At 43.6% G+C, this 16,300-nt stretch carries 14 protein-coding genes; all 14 read right to left on the reverse strand.

The window, feature by feature from the left end; all coding sequences use genetic code 11:
- Positions 1-157: 157 nt before the first annotated feature.
- The gene (locus NV381_RS06105) at positions 158-4,465 is read right to left on the reverse strand and encodes a PolC-type DNA polymerase III (protein WP_258212379.1); all 4,308 of its coding nucleotides are present in this window, start codon (positions 4,463-4,465) and stop codon (positions 158-160) included.
- Between the two features lie 92 nt (positions 4,466-4,557).
- Entirely contained in the window at positions 4,558-6,006 is a 1,449-nt protein-coding gene (gene proS / locus NV381_RS06110) for a proline--tRNA ligase (protein WP_258212380.1), read from the reverse strand.
- A gap of 141 nt (positions 6,007-6,147) precedes the next feature.
- Positions 6,148-7,401: an RIP metalloprotease RseP gene (gene rseP / locus NV381_RS06115; protein WP_258212381.1), complete on the reverse strand. Its 1,254-nt coding sequence runs from the start codon at positions 7,399-7,401 to the stop codon at positions 6,148-6,150.
- A 164-nt stretch (positions 7,402-7,565) separates the two neighbouring features.
- Positions 7,566-8,708, reverse strand: a complete 1,143-nt coding sequence (locus tag NV381_RS06120; RefSeq protein WP_258212382.1) for a 1-deoxy-D-xylulose-5-phosphate reductoisomerase — start codon at positions 8,706-8,708, stop codon at positions 7,566-7,568.
- Positions 8,709-8,730: 22 nt separating this feature from the next.
- On the reverse strand, positions 8,731-9,531 hold the full coding sequence (locus NV381_RS06125) for a phosphatidate cytidylyltransferase (protein ID WP_258212383.1): 801 nt from the start codon (positions 9,529-9,531) through the stop codon (positions 8,731-8,733).
- Between the two features lie 20 nt (positions 9,532-9,551).
- On the reverse strand, positions 9,552-10,319 hold the full coding sequence (locus NV381_RS06130; RefSeq protein WP_258212384.1) for an isoprenyl transferase: 768 nt from the start codon (positions 10,317-10,319) through the stop codon (positions 9,552-9,554).
- Between the two features lie 58 nt (positions 10,320-10,377).
- Positions 10,378-10,932 carry a ribosome recycling factor gene (frr, locus tag NV381_RS06135; protein ID WP_258212385.1) on the reverse strand — a complete coding sequence of 185 codons (555 nt, stop codon included), beginning with the start codon at positions 10,930-10,932 and terminating at the stop codon, positions 10,378-10,380.
- Between the two features lie 4 nt (positions 10,933-10,936).
- Positions 10,937-11,662, reverse strand: a complete 726-nt coding sequence (gene pyrH, locus NV381_RS06140) for a UMP kinase (RefSeq protein ID WP_258212386.1) — start codon at positions 11,660-11,662, stop codon at positions 10,937-10,939.
- 95 nt (positions 11,663-11,757) lie between these two features.
- Positions 11,758-12,408, reverse strand: coding sequence for a translation elongation factor Ts (tsf, locus tag NV381_RS06145; protein WP_258212387.1), 651 nt, complete (start codon positions 12,406-12,408; stop codon positions 11,758-11,760).
- 92 nt (positions 12,409-12,500) lie between these two features.
- Positions 12,501-13,199, reverse strand: a complete 699-nt coding sequence (gene rpsB, locus NV381_RS06150; RefSeq protein WP_258212388.1) for a 30S ribosomal protein S2 — start codon at positions 13,197-13,199, stop codon at positions 12,501-12,503.
- Positions 13,200-13,403: 204 nt separating this feature from the next.
- Complete coding sequence (locus NV381_RS06155) at positions 13,404-13,922, reverse strand: hypothetical protein (RefSeq protein ID WP_258212389.1); 519 nt, start codon at positions 13,920-13,922, stop codon at positions 13,404-13,406.
- Positions 13,912-14,493, reverse strand: a complete 582-nt coding sequence (locus tag NV381_RS06160) for a DUF6115 domain-containing protein (RefSeq protein WP_258212390.1) — start codon at positions 14,491-14,493, stop codon at positions 13,912-13,914. The genes NV381_RS06155 and NV381_RS06160 overlap by 11 nt, the downstream gene beginning before the upstream one ends.
- A gap of 27 nt (positions 14,494-14,520) precedes the next feature.
- Positions 14,521-14,847 (reverse strand): hypothetical protein, encoded by a 327-nt coding sequence (locus NV381_RS06165; protein ID WP_258212391.1) that lies wholly within the window; start codon positions 14,845-14,847, stop codon positions 14,521-14,523.
- A 33-nt stretch (positions 14,848-14,880) separates the two neighbouring features.
- Positions 14,881-16,284 carry a DUF342 domain-containing protein gene (locus NV381_RS06170; RefSeq protein ID WP_258212392.1) on the reverse strand — a complete coding sequence of 468 codons (1,404 nt, stop codon included), beginning with the start codon at positions 16,282-16,284 and terminating at the stop codon, positions 14,881-14,883.
- Positions 16,285-16,300: the final 16 nt, after the last annotated feature.

Genomic DNA, 16,300 nt, shown 5'->3' on the forward strand with positions numbered 1-16,300 from the left:
CTCCTATCGTCAATGAAAGCCGAATGCTTTCATGTCTATAACAAAATGTAAAGAGTGGGTTTCCCCACTCTCTAAGATCGGAACTTATTACGTTGTTACCAAAGAAGATTATACCATAAGGCTTATAGGTATGCAATAAGATGAGTGCTTGACCCTTTTAGAAAAGCGATAATTGATTGGTCTCCGGCAGTCCGCGGAAGCAGCCCATACTGCCCAGCAGCTCTACAATCGTTTTGGATGCTTTGCTGCGGCTTTGAAAATCTTCTATGGAAAGGAACGGACCGCCATCCTTTGCAGCTGCAATATTGATAGCCGCATTCTCCCCGATACCAGCCATTGCAGAAAATGGAGGTATAAGTGAATCGCCTTCTATAAGGAATTTGGTGGCCGTTGATTTGAATAAATCGATAGGCTTGAAAGAAAATCCGCGAGCCGTCATCTCCAAAGCCATCTCGAGAATAGAGATCATGCTCTTTTCTTTCGGCGTAGCCTGAAACCCTTTATCCTCAATTTCAATCAACTTTCGCAAGATCGCATCGTATCCTTGGCACAGCAGCTCCAAATCAAAGTCATCCGCTCGAACCGTAAAATAGGTCGCATAATAAGCGATTGGATAATATAACTTGAAGTAGGCCGTACGAACCGCGGAAATAACGTAGGCAGCGGCATGTGCTTTTGGAAACATGTATTCAATACGTTCGCAAGATTCAATATACCATGCCGGAACCTTGTGTTTCTTCATATCTTCCTTCCACTCCGGCGTCAATCCTTTACCTTTTCGCACACTCTCCGTAATCTTGAAGGCAAGCCCGGCATCCATGCCTGCTTTATAAATCAAGTAAAGCATAATGTCGTCACGGCAGCCGATAACGGTCTTAATGTTACAGGTGCCTTTCTTGATCAGCTCCTGTGCGTTTCCGAGCCATACACCGGTACCGTGAGACAAACCGGATATCTGAAGCAAGTCTGCAAAAGAGGATGGCTGTGTTTCCTGCAGCATCTGCCTTACGAATTTAGTACCCATCTCCGGAACTCCGTAAGTAGCAACAGGTGTTCGGATCTTCTCAGGCTCTATACCAAGTGACTTCGTGGAGTTGAAAATGCTCATTACCTTCGGATCATTCATAGGAATTGTTGTTGGGTCAACGCCCGTCAAATCCTGCAGCATCCGCATCATCGTTGGATCGTCATGACCGAGAATATCGAGCTTCAGCAAGTTGGCATCAAAGGCATGGTAATCAAAATGAGTTGTTTTCCATTCCGAGCTCGTATCATCGGCTGGAAATTGTACTGGAGTAATATCATCCACATCCATATAGTCCGGTACTACTACAATACCGCCGGGATGCTGACCGGTGCTTCGCTTAACTCCCGTAAAGCCAAGTGCCAAACGGCTGATCTCAGCGCCGCGCCATTTCTTGCCTTGTTCTTCCTCATACTTTTTCACATAGCCAAACGCCGTTTTCTCCGCTATGGTACCAATAGTTCCTGCACGAAACACACATTTCTCACCGAATATTTCTTTCGTGTAATTATGGGCAATCGGTTGATATTCACCCGAAAAGTTCAAATCTATATCCGGCACCTTGTCTCCCTTAAAGCCAAGGAACGTTTCAAACGGTATATCCTGGCCTTCACCCTTGAGCTTGGCCCCGCAGCTCGGACAATCCTTATCCGGCAAGTCAAATCCGCTTGGTATACTTCCATCAAGAATCCATTCACAATGCTGGCAGGAGGCACAAATGTAATGCGGCGGCAGAGGATTAACTTCTGATATACCAAGAAACGTTGCCACAACGGACGAACCCACCGAACCCCGTGAACCTACCAAATACCCGTCCTGGTTCGATTTCTTAACGAGTCTCTCTGAAATCAAATAGTTGGCAGAGAAGCCGTACTTGATAATTGGTACCAATTCCTTCTCCAGCCTAGCCGTTACAACTTCAGGAACCGGTTCTCCGTATATACGTTTGGCTGTATCATAGCAGGTATTGCGGATTTCATCGTCAGCGCCTTCGATAATAGGCGTGAACAGCTTGGTTGGGAACAGCTCAAGCTCTTCAAACTGGTCCGCCAGCTCGGAAGTGTTGGTAACTACAACTTCCATAGCTGTTTCCTTGCCGAGATATTCGAATTCCGCAAGCATTTCCTTCGTTGTACGCAAATGAACTTCCGGTTTGCGAATGTCTTTTAATGGGCTAAACCCGGTTATCCCATTAATAGTAATGTCGCGGCAAATTTTATCCCGTGGATTCAGATAATGAACATTGCCGGTAGCTATCACTTTTTTACCAAGCTTGCGCCCGATCTGCAGCACCCTGCGGTTGGCATCCTCCAGCTGCTCTTTGCTGCCAACCAGCCCTTTTTCCACTAGATGCATATTGACGCAGATCGGTTGAATTTCCAAAACATCATAAAATTCCGCAACCTGCTCCGCTTCCTCCACAGATTTGTTTAACACAGCCTCGAAAAACTCGCCCTTCTCGCAGCCGGAAACAATAATCAAGCCTTCTCTCATAGCCATAAGCTTGCTCTTAGGTATGCAGGCAACCCTATGAAAGTATTCCGTATGGGAAAGGGAGATCAGAGAAAACAAGTTTTTCTTGCCGACCGCATCTTTAGCATAAATACAACAATGAAACGGCCTCGTCGTTTTCAAATTTTTACCCACATTATCATTCAAGTGGTTCAAATCCGTCATACCGCGTTCTGCCGATTCTTTAATGAGGTTAAATAAAATATAACCAAGAGCAACCGAGTCATCCACAGCTCGGTGATGGTTGTCCAAACCAATCTTGAATTTATCAGCCAATGTGTTCAACCGGTGATTTTTCATCGTTGGAAACAGCAGCCTTGCCAGCTCAAGCGTATCTAATGAAGGATTAGTCACTTCCGGCATACCAAGCCGCTTGCAGTTAGCTTGAATAAAGCCCATATCAAATCTGGCGTTATGAGCAACCAGTATACTGTCACCGATAAATTCAATAAATTTCGGGAGTACTTCTTCCAACTCCGGCGCATCACTAACCATATCATCGTTGATATTGGTCAACTGCTGAATATTATAAGGAATCCGTTCATGAGGATTAATGAAGCTGGCAAAACGATCGATCTCTTTTCCATTCTGCATTCGCACGCCGGCTATTTCAATAATTTTATTGCTTACAATGGATAGACCCGTTGTCTCGATATCAAACACTACATATTCGGCTTCACGCAAATCATCTGAACGTGGGTTAAGAACAACAGGAACCCCATCATCCACTACATTAGCCTCTACACCGTAGATCATTTTAATCCCATGCTTCTTCGAATACTTGTAAGCATCCGGATAAGATTGAATGCCACTGTGATCGGTTACTGCTATCGCTTTGTGACCCCACTTGGCCGCCATTTTTATGTACTGATCAATAGATGTTATTCCATCCATAGTACTCATGGTCGAATGCAGGTGAAACTCCACACGCTTCTCTTCAGCGTCGTCCTTACGATCCGGGGGCGCCGACACTTCGTTAATATCATTAGGCATAAGGACCAGCTCAGGAATTTGCATGAATCGATCATATTCTACTTTGCCCCGTACTTTGAGCCATGTGCCGTTTTGAATTAAGCTATAAATCTTTACATCTTCCTTAGTTTTGGCAAAAGCCTTGACCATCATGGAATCCGTAAAATCGGTTATATTAAACGTAAACAAGGTCATCCCGTTTTTGAGTTCTTTCGAATCAAGCCCGAATACTGCGCCTTGAAGTGTAATTTTCTTTTCTTCGTCTTGAACCATTTGGATTGGAATCGGTGCATCTTTAATATCGTAACCTACCATTAGCTTCAACTCTGCCTCATTTAGCGCATCTGCTTCCTGGTCAGCCTCGATTGAAATCATCATCTCTTGAGTAACAACTTTTCCTTCTTCAGCGATTTGCTGGGCAAATTTCTCGTATTCTTCTTCCCTTGCCTCATTCATTGCGTAGCGAACATGCAGCTCAACACCAAAAAAATTGGAAAAATAGGTTTGAATCCACTGCCCGATATTTTTCTTTTTTGCCAGCTCCAACCCTATGGAATCAAGCATAAGCAACGTTAATTGATCCCCTTGAACCTCGATCTTCGCTTTATTCATCCAGCCGTTGACCGAAGTCGCTTCACGCTGCACCCATTCAACAAACATCCCCCAATACTCGTGGGCAATTGAATCAGGCGGCACCTCATCGGTATATCTAAGCATAAAACGAATAGCCGCAATATGAGCGAATTTATCACGAATCATTTTACAAAATGAACGGTATACCTCTTGAGGAACAATGCTGTTTTTGATGATATAGAATGTCCATTCCCGATTCGTACGGCTCGTTTCGACTTTATCGATATAGCCATCTTGAAAAAAAGAGTTCACAACCTCATCAGGCACCCGAGCCTGAGCCATCAGCATTTCAAACCGTTCTCTTTTCAGTGCTGTATTACTCATGAACTTCCTCCCCCAAATCCCCGAAAAAAAATACAAAGGGCAAACAGGAGATGTTACTTTCCGATTTGCCCTATATTTACTCAACTAGTGTTCTAATAAGCTCTGCCAAATACAACGGTATGCTTGGAAGCCTCGCCGCACACGAGACAAGTCGACTTATGCTCCACTGGATCAAATGGAATATTACGGCTGGTTGCGCCTGTTTCTTCCTTAACCTGTGCTTCACACGCCTCTGAGCTGCACCAGCCCGCTAAAGCGAAGCCGCGCTTCTGTTCGAGGAAGGCTTTGAACTCGTCCAATGTATCTACAGAGCTAAAATTATCATCTCTGAACTGCTTAGCTCTATCATACATTTGTTGATGAATTTCCGCCAGCATGTTTTTCACTTCTTCGACAAAGTTCTCCTGCTTCACGATCCGTTTTTCACCGGAAATTCTTGAAACAAGCACCACTTGCCCATTCTCCATATCACGCGGCCCCAGCTCAACACGTACCGGTATTCCACGCATTTCGTACTCGTTGAATTTCCAGCCAGGACTTTGGTCCGGGCGATCATCAACCTTGACCCTTACTCCAGCCTGCTTCAATTCTTTAAACAGCTCGTCCACTCGTCCTACTACCTGATCTCTTGTTTTCGGAGGTCCGATAGGAATCATGATGACCTGTGTTGGAGCAACCTTAGGCGGCAAAGCAAGACCGCGATCATCTCCATGTACCATGATCAAAGCGCCAATCAGCCTTGTACTCACACCCCAGGAGGTCGTATGGCAGAACTGATGCTGATTCTCACGGTCCAAGTATTTGATATCAAATGCTACTGCAAAGTTTGTACCTAAATAATGCGACGTTCCAGCTTGAACAGCTTTGCCGTCTTTCATCATCGCTTCAATGGAGTATGTATCCACTGCACCTGCAAACTTTTCAGAAGGAGTTTTCTGACCGATAATGACCGGAATCGCCAGGAAATTTTCTGCAAAGTCCTTGTAAATATCCAACATTTGCATAGTTTCGCGGCGTGCATCAGCTTCATCCTCATGGGCCGTATGTCCTTCCTGCCACAAAAACTCGCTTGTCCGCAAAAACGGCTGAGTTCTTTTCTCCCAACGTACAACATTTGCCCACTGATTGATCAGCAGTGGCAAGTCACGATAGGAATTAATCCATTCCGCATACATGTGACCAACCATCGTCTCTGAAGTAGGCCGAATAGCAAGCCGTTCCTCCAGTTTCTCACCGCCAGCTTCCGTTACCCACGGTAATTCGGGATTAAAGCCTTCGATGTGATCCTTCTCCTTCTGGAAGAAGCTTTCCGGTATAAACATTGGGAAATACGCATTGCGATGACCTGTTTCTTTGAAGCGTCCGTCCAGCTCACGCTGAATGTTTTCCCAAATTTCATAGCTGTCAGGCTTAAACACAATACAACCGCGAACGGGAGAATAGCTCATCAAATCCGCTTTCTTGATTACATCAATATACCATCTGGAGAAATCTTCACCTTGAGGTGTTATCTCCTTAACAAATTGCTTTTCCTTCGACATGAGTTGACGTTCCTCCCAAAAACCTTAACGTAATTAATATTCAAATGATTACATGTTCAAAAAGTCAGCCGGATAAACCTCTTGAGATGCTTCGTGATCAAATGGCGACTTTTTGAACAACCTTAAAGTTAACTACGTAGTTTATCCTGTAATAAGCCTTAATATATCATTGTATGTGACAGCGATCATCAGCAGCATCAGCATCGCAAATCCTACAAAATGGACCATGCTTTCTCTGCTTGGATCAACCGGCTTCCCACGAATGGCTTCAAAGCCCAGGAAGACAAGTCGGCTTCCATCCAGAGCTGGGAAAGGCAGCAGGTTGAATAAACCTAAATACAAGCTCATTAAAGCTGTCCAGAACGTATATTGAGCTATTCCTGCGCTAGCTTGTTCACTTGTGAATTCAACGATTCGTACCGGTCCGCCAAGATCATCCATCTTGAACTGCAGTGTTGCGAGCTTGCCAAAGCTATCTAGTATAGAAACTGTAGCAGAGGACATGCTTTTCCATCCATTAACTAATCCATCCGTAACGCCAGCTTTACGGTTTTCGGCCATCAGAGTAACGCCAACAAGTCCTCCACCTTTATCCTCAGGAGTAACTTCCTTGCGCATCTGCTCTCCGCCTCGATCTACTATCCAAACCATCGGCTTATTAGCGGATTGCTTAATTAAATTTTTAAGCTTATTGCCATCGGCGCCTATCGGCTCATTATTAACGATTAACACGATGTCATTAGCGACCAGCCCGCCTTTTTCAGCGGGTGAACCAGGCTCGGTACTGCGAATTTTCACTTTGTCCGGAACTCCTGCCATAAATACAACCGCGACGAACAGAACAAAAGCCAATATAAAGTTCATCATCGGTCCTGCAAAAATGGAGAGAGAACGTTGTCCTACCGTCTTACTGCCAAACTGACGATTCCAGGGTGCGATTTGGGTTTCTTTGTTTTTACTAACCATCATTGCTTGTGGATGAACCTTTAAATGCCTTATTTCCCCATCCACATCCAGCTTGATCATTAGACTGTGTTCCAAATCAATTTCTTCCACAACGCCAACTAGACTATCCAGACGTTTATCGAAATCATTCAGGTAAATATGAGTGATTTGATCATCATGTATAGCAAGCGCTACCCGTTGTCCTTGATTAATCTGAACCATTTCCGGATCTTCCCCTGCCATGCGCACAAAGCCGCCGATAGGTAATAAGCGGAGTGTATAGCGAGTCTCATCCTTCTTAAATGAGAGCAGTTTGGGGCCAAATCCAATGGCAAATTCTCTCACTAAAATTCCTGCACGCTTAGCGAAATAATAGTGCCCCCACTCATGTATGGTCACCAGTACAAAAAACAAAAGTACTATTTGAAAAACATTCTGCAACGTAGCCAATTCGCAACGTCCTCCCTTTAGCATCGTTTAGTCAAGTATGTGCCATGGCTAGGCTCGTTCTTTAAGATTAACATTATTCACAATACGAATACAAGCTGCACCATGTTATGAACATATTATCTTGCTAACGAATTCATGCTAGAGAACATCTTCATTCGAACATATTAATTTATGCGTTTGGCAGCAAGTCTGGCCCAGGAATCGGCTTCCAAAATTTGATCTAAATCAGGCTTAGATACAATAACATGCTTGTCCAACACATCCGAAATAATCTCTTCTATTTGCAGAAATTTAATTTCACCCTTTAAGAACCGATCAACCGCAGCTTCGTTAGCCGCATTGAATACTGTTGTAGCCGTACCCCCTGCTATTCCACTGTCATAAGCCATTCTCAAACATGGAAACCGATCAAAATCCATCTCACGAAAATTCAGTTTCCCTATTTGTGCAAGGTTCAATGATGCCGTCGGTGTCTTTAAACGTTCCGGATAAGTAAGCGCATATTGAATCGGCACTCTCATATCAGGGTTGCCCAACTGAGCTATTATGCTATGATCAGCAAATTCTACAAAGGAATGAATGATACTCTCCGGATGGATAAGCACTTCGATCTGCGAATACTCTAATTGGAACAACCAATGAGCTTCAATCACTTCGAGTCCTTTATTTACCATCGTCGCAGAATCAATAGTGATTTTTGCGCCCATGGACCAATTAGGATGCTGCAGCGCTTGCTCAACAGTAACATCCTGTAAATCCTCACGCGTGCGGTCTCTAAATGAACCGCCTGAAGCTGTTAATGTTATTTTATGTACATTTTTCATGGATTCGCCGTTAAGACATTGAAAGATAGCTGAATGCTCGCTATCGATTGGCAGCAATTTAACGCCGCGGCGCATAACCTGCTCTGTTACGATATGCCCTGCTGTAACCAATGTTTCTTTATTAGCCAGCCCTATATGCTTGCCAGCCTCAATTGCGGCAAGTGTCGGTCGAAGCCCTTGACTGCCAACCAAGGCACTGACCATGTAGTCGGCATCCGTCCCGGCAGCAACCTCTAGTAAACCATCGTCACCGTAATAAATCCGAGTCGTCGAGGGAATCATTAGCCTTAATTCATCTGCTAAGCTTTTCGTTGCAACCGATACCTTCTTGGGCTTAAATTGATTGACTTGCTCGACTAACAACGTTAAGTTATAACCTCCAGCAAGCCCCTCAACAGTAAAAAGCTCCGGATAATGTGAGATCACATCTAACGTTTGGGTTCCAACTGAACCTGTAGATCCAAGGATCGCAATGCGTTTCATCTTACTTCACCTCAACAATGAATTAGGCATGAGGAATCAAAGAAAGCAGATGAACCGCTGGAAACACAATCAACCAGCTGTCCACTCGGTCCAATACACCGCCGTGTCCGGGTAAAAGCGTCCCGGTATCCTTAATCCCTTTAACCCTTTTATATGCAGATTGGATTAAATCACCCATCTGCCCGACTATTGCAATTATGAGCCCTAATAACAAGGCTTGTTTCCAGGATAGCATGTCCGGTTGAATGAAAGAGAAACTGACGGCGACAGCCATGGATATGACGATACCGCCAACAGCCCCTTCAATTGATTTTTTCGGACTAATCGTTGGCCATAATGGATGTTTTCCAAACGCAGAGCCGGTAAAATACGCACCGGAATCTGTCGCCCAAATACAAAAAAAGACAAGCAGCGTCCAAAAAATTCCACCATGCTCCATCATGCGAGTCTCAATCATATAATGGAATCCAATCCCAATATATACGACACCCAAGAACAGCGTAGAAATTTTATCGATGGTCACTTTATTTTTGGATGTTACAGTAATACACAGCATAATAAATAAAATCAGCCATGTCAGATGATCTAACGATGTTATGGAATAATCTCCTGCTGCTTTCCAAGGAAATGCTAAACAGACCACAGCCAAATAGCCTATCCACACCGTTATTTTATGCGCTTGTAAACTGTTCATTCGAACATATTCATTGAATCCGATTATGGACAGTATAAGGATTAAACCGGTAAACCAATAGGATCCCAAGTACAATAAGATGAAAAAAGCAAGACCTGCAGTAATCCCAGTAATGATCCTCTGCTTCAATTCCATTCCTCCATTACTTGCTACAAGCCGCCATATCTGCGCGCCCGACGTTGATATTCTGCCACGGCTTCATAAAAATGCTGTTCTGTAAATTCAGGCCAGCATAAGTCAGTAAACCAAAGCTCCGAATAAGCCAACTGCCACAGCATAAAGTTGCTAATGCGGAGCTCTCCGCTGGTACGGATTAACAAATCCGGGTCAGGTAGTGGATGCGTTAATAAATAGCTTGAAAAAACCGAATCATCGATGGCTTCAGCTGTTATTTTACCGTCCGCTATATCTTGCGCCATCTGTTTGACTCCAGACAGCATCTCCTTGCGACTTCCATAATTCAAAGCAAAATTGAGAATAAGTCCTGTGTTATGCTTCGTTTGATCAATTGCATCGTGGACTGCCTTAAGGGTATAGTCTGGCACCCCTTCTTGCCATCCTGTCATCCGAATTTGCACATTATTGGCGATCAATTCTTCAATTTCCTTTGGAAAAAATTCAAGAGGAAGCTTCATTAAATATTCGACTTCTTCCTTCGGCCGTTTCCAATTTTCTGTGGAAAATGCATACATCGTTAGCACATTCACACCGATCGCATTCGCAGCCATTGTAATTCGTTTAACGTTCTTCATCCCCGAATGGTGACCGGCAATGCGCGGCAGCCCTCGCTTCTGCGCCCATCGACCATTGCCGTCCATGATGACCGCGACATGGTTCGGAATATTTTCAGCATCAATGCGCGAGATCTGTTCCTCACTGCGTTGATTACTTCCAAACCATTTTTTGAAAGGTATCATTTCATTTGCCTCCAATAAGGAAAGACTAAAAGCCCCCTCAAGAGGGGGTCTTTTCAAATTATACTTCCATAATCTCTTTTTCTTTTGATGCTAGAACTTTTTCAACTTCGCCGATATATTTATCAGTAAACTTCTGAATATCCTCTTGATGTTTACGAGATTCATCTTCAGAAATACCGTTCTTCTCCAGCTTCTTGATGTCATCATTCGCATCACGGCGAACATTTCGAATGGCTACCTTAGCCTCTTCCCCGAACTTGCGGGTCATCTTGACAAGATCCGCTCTGCGTTCCTCTGTCAATGCCGGTATAACGATACGAATCATCGACCCGTCATTGGATGGGGTAATACCAAGGTCCGATTTCATGATAGCTTTCTCAATAGCGGATACGGAACTTTTATCCCATGGTTGGATCATTAAAGTACGAGAATCCGGGGTATTGATATTGGCAAGTTGACTGATTGGCGTCATTGCTCCGTAATATTCAACTTGTACACGATCTAGCAACGCTGGAGTAGCTCTTCCTGCGCGCAGGCTGGAAAGATCCTTCTTTAACGAGCCGATTGCTTTATCCATGCGGTCTTCCGCACTCTTTTTAATTGATTGTGGCATATTATTAAACACTCCCTTTTACAATCGTACCTATTTTCTCTCCGAGTACTACGCGTTTTATGTTACCACTCTCGGTAATGGAAAAGACGATTAACGGAATATTGTTGTCCATGCATAACGATGAAGCCGTCGAGTCCATAACACCCAGGTTTTTATTCAAAACCTCCATGTAAGTAAGGGTTTCGAACTTCTCTGCGCTTGGATCCTTAAACGGATCTGCCGAATAGACTCCGTCTACTTTGTTCTTGGCCATCAGAATTACTTCTGCTTCGATTTCAGCCGCTCTCAATGCTGCAGTTGTATCGGTGGAGAAGTAAGGGTTACCCGTACCTGCAGCAAAAATAACAACTCTGCCCTTTTCAAGATGGCGGATTGCTCTCCTTCTAATGTAAGGCTCCGCTACTTGCTGCATCGTAATGGATGTTTGCACACGCGTTGGGACATCAATGGTTTCCAATGCATCCTGAAGCGCAAGTGAATTCATCACAGTGGCTAGCATTCCCATATAATCTGCTGTTGCTCGGTCAATCCCTTTTTCACTACCCGCAATGCCTCTCCAGATGTTTCCGCCGCCTACAACAATAGCCACTTCAACATTGAGCTCGACAACTTCCTTCACTTGCAAGGCAATGGATGTCATGACTTCTGAATCGATTCCATACCCAAGCTGTCCTGCCAATGCTTCTCCACTCAACTTCAATATAACTCGTTTAAAGATAGGACGTTCCAAGCTTAAATACCCCCGTTCAAAAAAGCAGCTATGGTTGTTTATGTTTAAAAAAGAAGGAACACTAAGTGTTCCTACGTTTCTTGTTTCCTTATTTATTACTTCTTCACTTGTGCCATAACTTCTTCTGCGAAGTTTTCTTGTTTCTTCTCAAGACCTTCACCTAGTTCAAAACGAACAAAGCGACGGATCGTGATGTTTTCGCCAATTGTAGCTACTTTTTCGTTAAGAAGCTGGCTTACTTTTTTGTCAGGGTCTTTAATGAAGGATTGCTCCATCAAGCAATATTCTTCGTAGTATTTACCGATACGGCCATCCACCATCTTCTCAACGATGTTAGCTGGTTTGCCTTCGTTTAAAGCTTGATTTTTCAAAATTTCACGCTCTTTATCAAGCGCTTCTTGAGGCACTTCTTCACGGCGTACAAATAAAGGGTTAGCTGCTGCAATTTGCATAGCAATATCTCTTGCAAACTCACGGAATTGATCTGTTTTACCAACAAAGTCAGTTTCACAGTTGATTTCTACAAGTACACCAATACGTCCGCCTGCATGGATGTAGGATTCAACAACACCCTCAGTTGCAATACGTCCTGCTTTGTTAGCTGCTGCTGACAATCCTTTTTCACGAAGCAATTCAGCGGCTTTGGTCAAATCACCGTTCGCTTCTTCCAACGCTTTTTTACAATCGAGCATACCTGCTCCTGTTTTTTCCCGCAATTCTTTTACTGCTGCTGCATTAACCGCCATGATTTGGCCTCCTTGTAAGATAGACTATGTACTCTAAAAAAAGGGCGGTGAAAGGATTTTGCACCTTTGAACCACCCTTTCCTATTCAGCCCTTAAGCTGTTGTTTGTTCACCTTGGTGTGCTTCGATAACTGCATCAGCGATTTTAGCTGTTAACAGCTTCACCGCACGAATCGCATCGTCATTACCAGGAATGACATAATCGATTTCATCTGGATCGCAGTTTGTATCAACGATACCAACGATTGGGATACCCAATTTGCGAGCTTCTGCAACCGCGATACGCTCTTTGCGAGGATCGATGATGAACAATGCGCTAGGAAGACCTTTCATGTTCTTGATACCGCCCAAGAACTTCTCCAAACGCTCTTGCTCCTTACGTAGAATAATAACTTCTTTCTTAGGAAGCACTTCGAATGTACCGTCTTCTTCCCATCTTTCCAATTCCTTCAAGCGATCGATACGCTTTTGGATTGTTTGGAAATTTGTTAAAGTACCACCCAACCAACGTTGGTTGATGTAGTACATTCCGCAACGCTCTGCTTCTTCCGCAACGGAATCTTGAGCTTGCTTCTTAGTACCTACGAATAAAATCGTGCCGTTATCGTCTGCAACGGATTTAACAAAGTTGTAAGCTTCTTCAACTTTCTTAACCGTCTTTTGCAAATCGATAATATAAATTCCGTTTCTTTCAGTGAAGATGTAACGATCCATTTTTGGATTCCAACGACGGGTCTGATGACCGAAGTGTACCCCTGCTTCTAAAAGCTGTTTCATGGAGATTACTGCCATCTTCACACACCTCCTCTAAATTGGTTTTTGGGTCTCCTCCGCCAGATCGCACTTTCGACATAAAACTTCCCACCAGGAAGCACCATTACGCGAATTGATCAGCGTGCGTTTTAACACCGTGAATAACTATACCACAACTGAAAATTGTATGCAATACCTGAAGTAAATAGAACAAAAGCCAAACCTTTATAAAAGGTTCAGCTTTTATCGTGAAGTAATAATCGACACCACTTGATTAAGATCCAATGCTCCTTTAAAAACATGAATCCCGGCTATAATCTTATCATTTAATTGCTGCTTGGCCATTATATCTTCAAAAGCCGCACGGTCTGTAATAACACCGCTTTTCAAAAGCATATCGGCAACAACCCCTGCGGTTTGTCCTCCATTGATAAGAATATAAGTCTCCTTAACCGTTTCTTTGACTGCTGGCGGGGTTCCAGCAGCAGCTGGCTGCTTGTCCTTCTCTTCCTTCAGCTTCTGCTGCACAAGAGTATCTACCTGCGCCTGAGTGTACAGCTTCTGATCATTCTCAAAAACCTGATAATATTTAGAAGCCGCATCCTTGAGCTGCTGTCGGTCCATCCCGGCAGGAGAAGCAGGATTCGCAGTTGCACCTGTCTGTTTGCTCGGGGAGGCCGCAATGTTCATCAATTGCAGCAGAATAGCCCCAGCGATCAAGCCGGTTCCTAAACCGTACAATAATGATTTGTTAGTGGGCATTCAAACGTTCCTCCTGCTTTGCCAACTGGATGATCAGGTTGACTTCTCCCTTGTTCATGCCTAGCTTCTTCGCAATATGATCAATAGATTTGCCTTGATCATACATAGTAAACAACTCGGAATAACGAACTTTCATATTCATCGGAGATTGCACCGCTTCAGCTTTATCATCTATTACTTCAACGGCAATGTCTGCAAAAGCTTGACGCGGCTCTGGAGTAATAGAAAGAGGCTCTGTTCTCTGGCGGGAGAGTTGCTTTTGCAATTCTTCCGTAGTAACACCAAGCTTCATGATTTCTTGTCCAACTTGACCCGACTGCTTCTCAAGCATTTCAATGCGGGAGGTTAATCTGGCGGCTTGCAATTCGTAGTCCCGCCTAGTTTCAGCAAGCAGTTGAATCAATGCTTTATTTTGTTCATCCAATTCTGCAGTAAAATGCTCCATGGTTTCTTCAATTTCATAAATAGTAGGATTTTGTTGTCCTTTGGATATGCTTGGTTTAGGCATAATCTTGGCATATACAATAAAAACCAAACCAAACAAAACAATATAGACCCAAGGTTGATCCAATGTGTTCACCTTTTTCCAATCATTAGATTACAGAGATAAATCAATATGCTTTCCTTTATAAGGGTGATCATTCCGGCCACTTGCCTTCGAATCCTCTGTGGCACCGGCTGCCGGTTTACTTCTTGACTTTTGTCTGCGATCACCCGACTTGTCCCGTTCCTGGTCATGAACGGATGCATGAAGCACATCGTCCGCTTTACTTGCCACCTGGCGCTCTTTCTCCGCATGTTTAAGGGAAGCTGCAGCAAGCTGAACTTGATCCTGCTGAGGCTTATGATTCAATTGATTCTGCAGCATGCCTGCTTCATCATTTTTATGTAAGGCGAATTGGAGCTCAACCGGTCTCATACTCATGGAAACTCCTCCTTGAGTTTATAAAAGGTTTTATTATAACGGCATCATCGCTATATCTCCGTCGGCCAAACGAAACCTTACACGAGTAATGGGATCCTTAATAAATTTTGTATAACGTCCGATAACCACTTTTGCACCACTATAAATAGTAGAAACGACTTCGACCTTGGCTTGGTCGGAATCCTCAAGCGACTTCTCAATCTCAAAAACTCGATCTTTAATCGTACTTTGCTCTTCTGTTAGTTGTCTTTTGGTGTGGTTAAGCTTTATCCGCATGGCCACCTTATCAGGCCCCATCTGCCCCGTTGCTGCTAATTGATCCAACAGGACCAACGCTTTGTCGGTTTTATCCACATTCTCGTTTACATTTCGCAGCTGTGTTCTTAATTGTACCAGTTCATTGCGCAGGTCAGGCAGCACTCCAACTTCAATTACAGTTGCCGTAGACATCGAGTTTCCTATTGTTCGAGCGGCAACCAGCTCTCCAGCTTGAATAGTGCCTCCCACAATAAGTCCCTTGGTTCCTTTGCAAATGACCTCTTTACTTGCACGAATCGTTGAATGCATAATGCTTTGGCTGACCAGAACTTCATGAGCTATAATAGTAGCGTCTTGTATAAAAGAGCTTTTAATCCGTTTGCCGGCGCGGATTGTACCTTTATTGTGACCCAAAATACCAGCGCTAATTTCAATAGACCCATCCGCATCCAAGTCGGCGCCTTCAACGCTACCCGTAATACGTATATCTCCAGCAGCTTTAATTTTAAATCCCGTCAAGACACTACCGCGAATAACAACAGAACCTACAAAATCTATATTTCCTATGTTATAGTCAACATCGCCGTTAACTTCAAAAATAGGAAATACATTTATTTTTTCACGTTCAGTTTGAGTGATCATTCCGTCAATAGCCGAATACATAGCGATTTGCTCTGCATCCATAACCACATTTTTCCCAGGTTTGAGACGAGCTTCCTTTCCGTCCTTCGCAGGCAATGCCTCTCCCGTTACAGCTCTGCCAGGAATACCTTTAGTCGCAAGAATGCGTTGAGCTATTAATTGCCCTTTGCGTACATTATGGATGGTTGTAACCTCTTTGAAATCGACTTTGCCATCCTCAAGCTCTGTTGGCTTTTTGGAATCGTTGCCCAAATCAAATTGATAGCTAATATATCCATCTTGACCGTTTTTCGGTGGCGTCCCGGTAGCAATCAATGTTTTGGTCAAAAATATCTCTTTAGGATTACGGATAATGTCATTCAATTTTGAGCGATTGATTCCATGAATAATTTGATAGCTTTTTAAAACCTCTTCAAGCTGTTCCATATTAAAAGTCAAGCTATCTTCATAGTTTTTAAATTGTAAGAAAGCATTAAGCTTATCATCGGACAAAGAAATTTCCATAAAAAAACTGAGTGGAATTGCTTGCTCCGCCATAATTTCCCTCACTTTC

Origin of the sequence: Paenibacillus radicis (ex Xue et al. 2023) (assembly GCF_024722015.1) — a bacterium.
GTDB lineage: Bacteria > Bacillota > Bacilli > Paenibacillales > NBRC-103111 > Paenibacillus_S.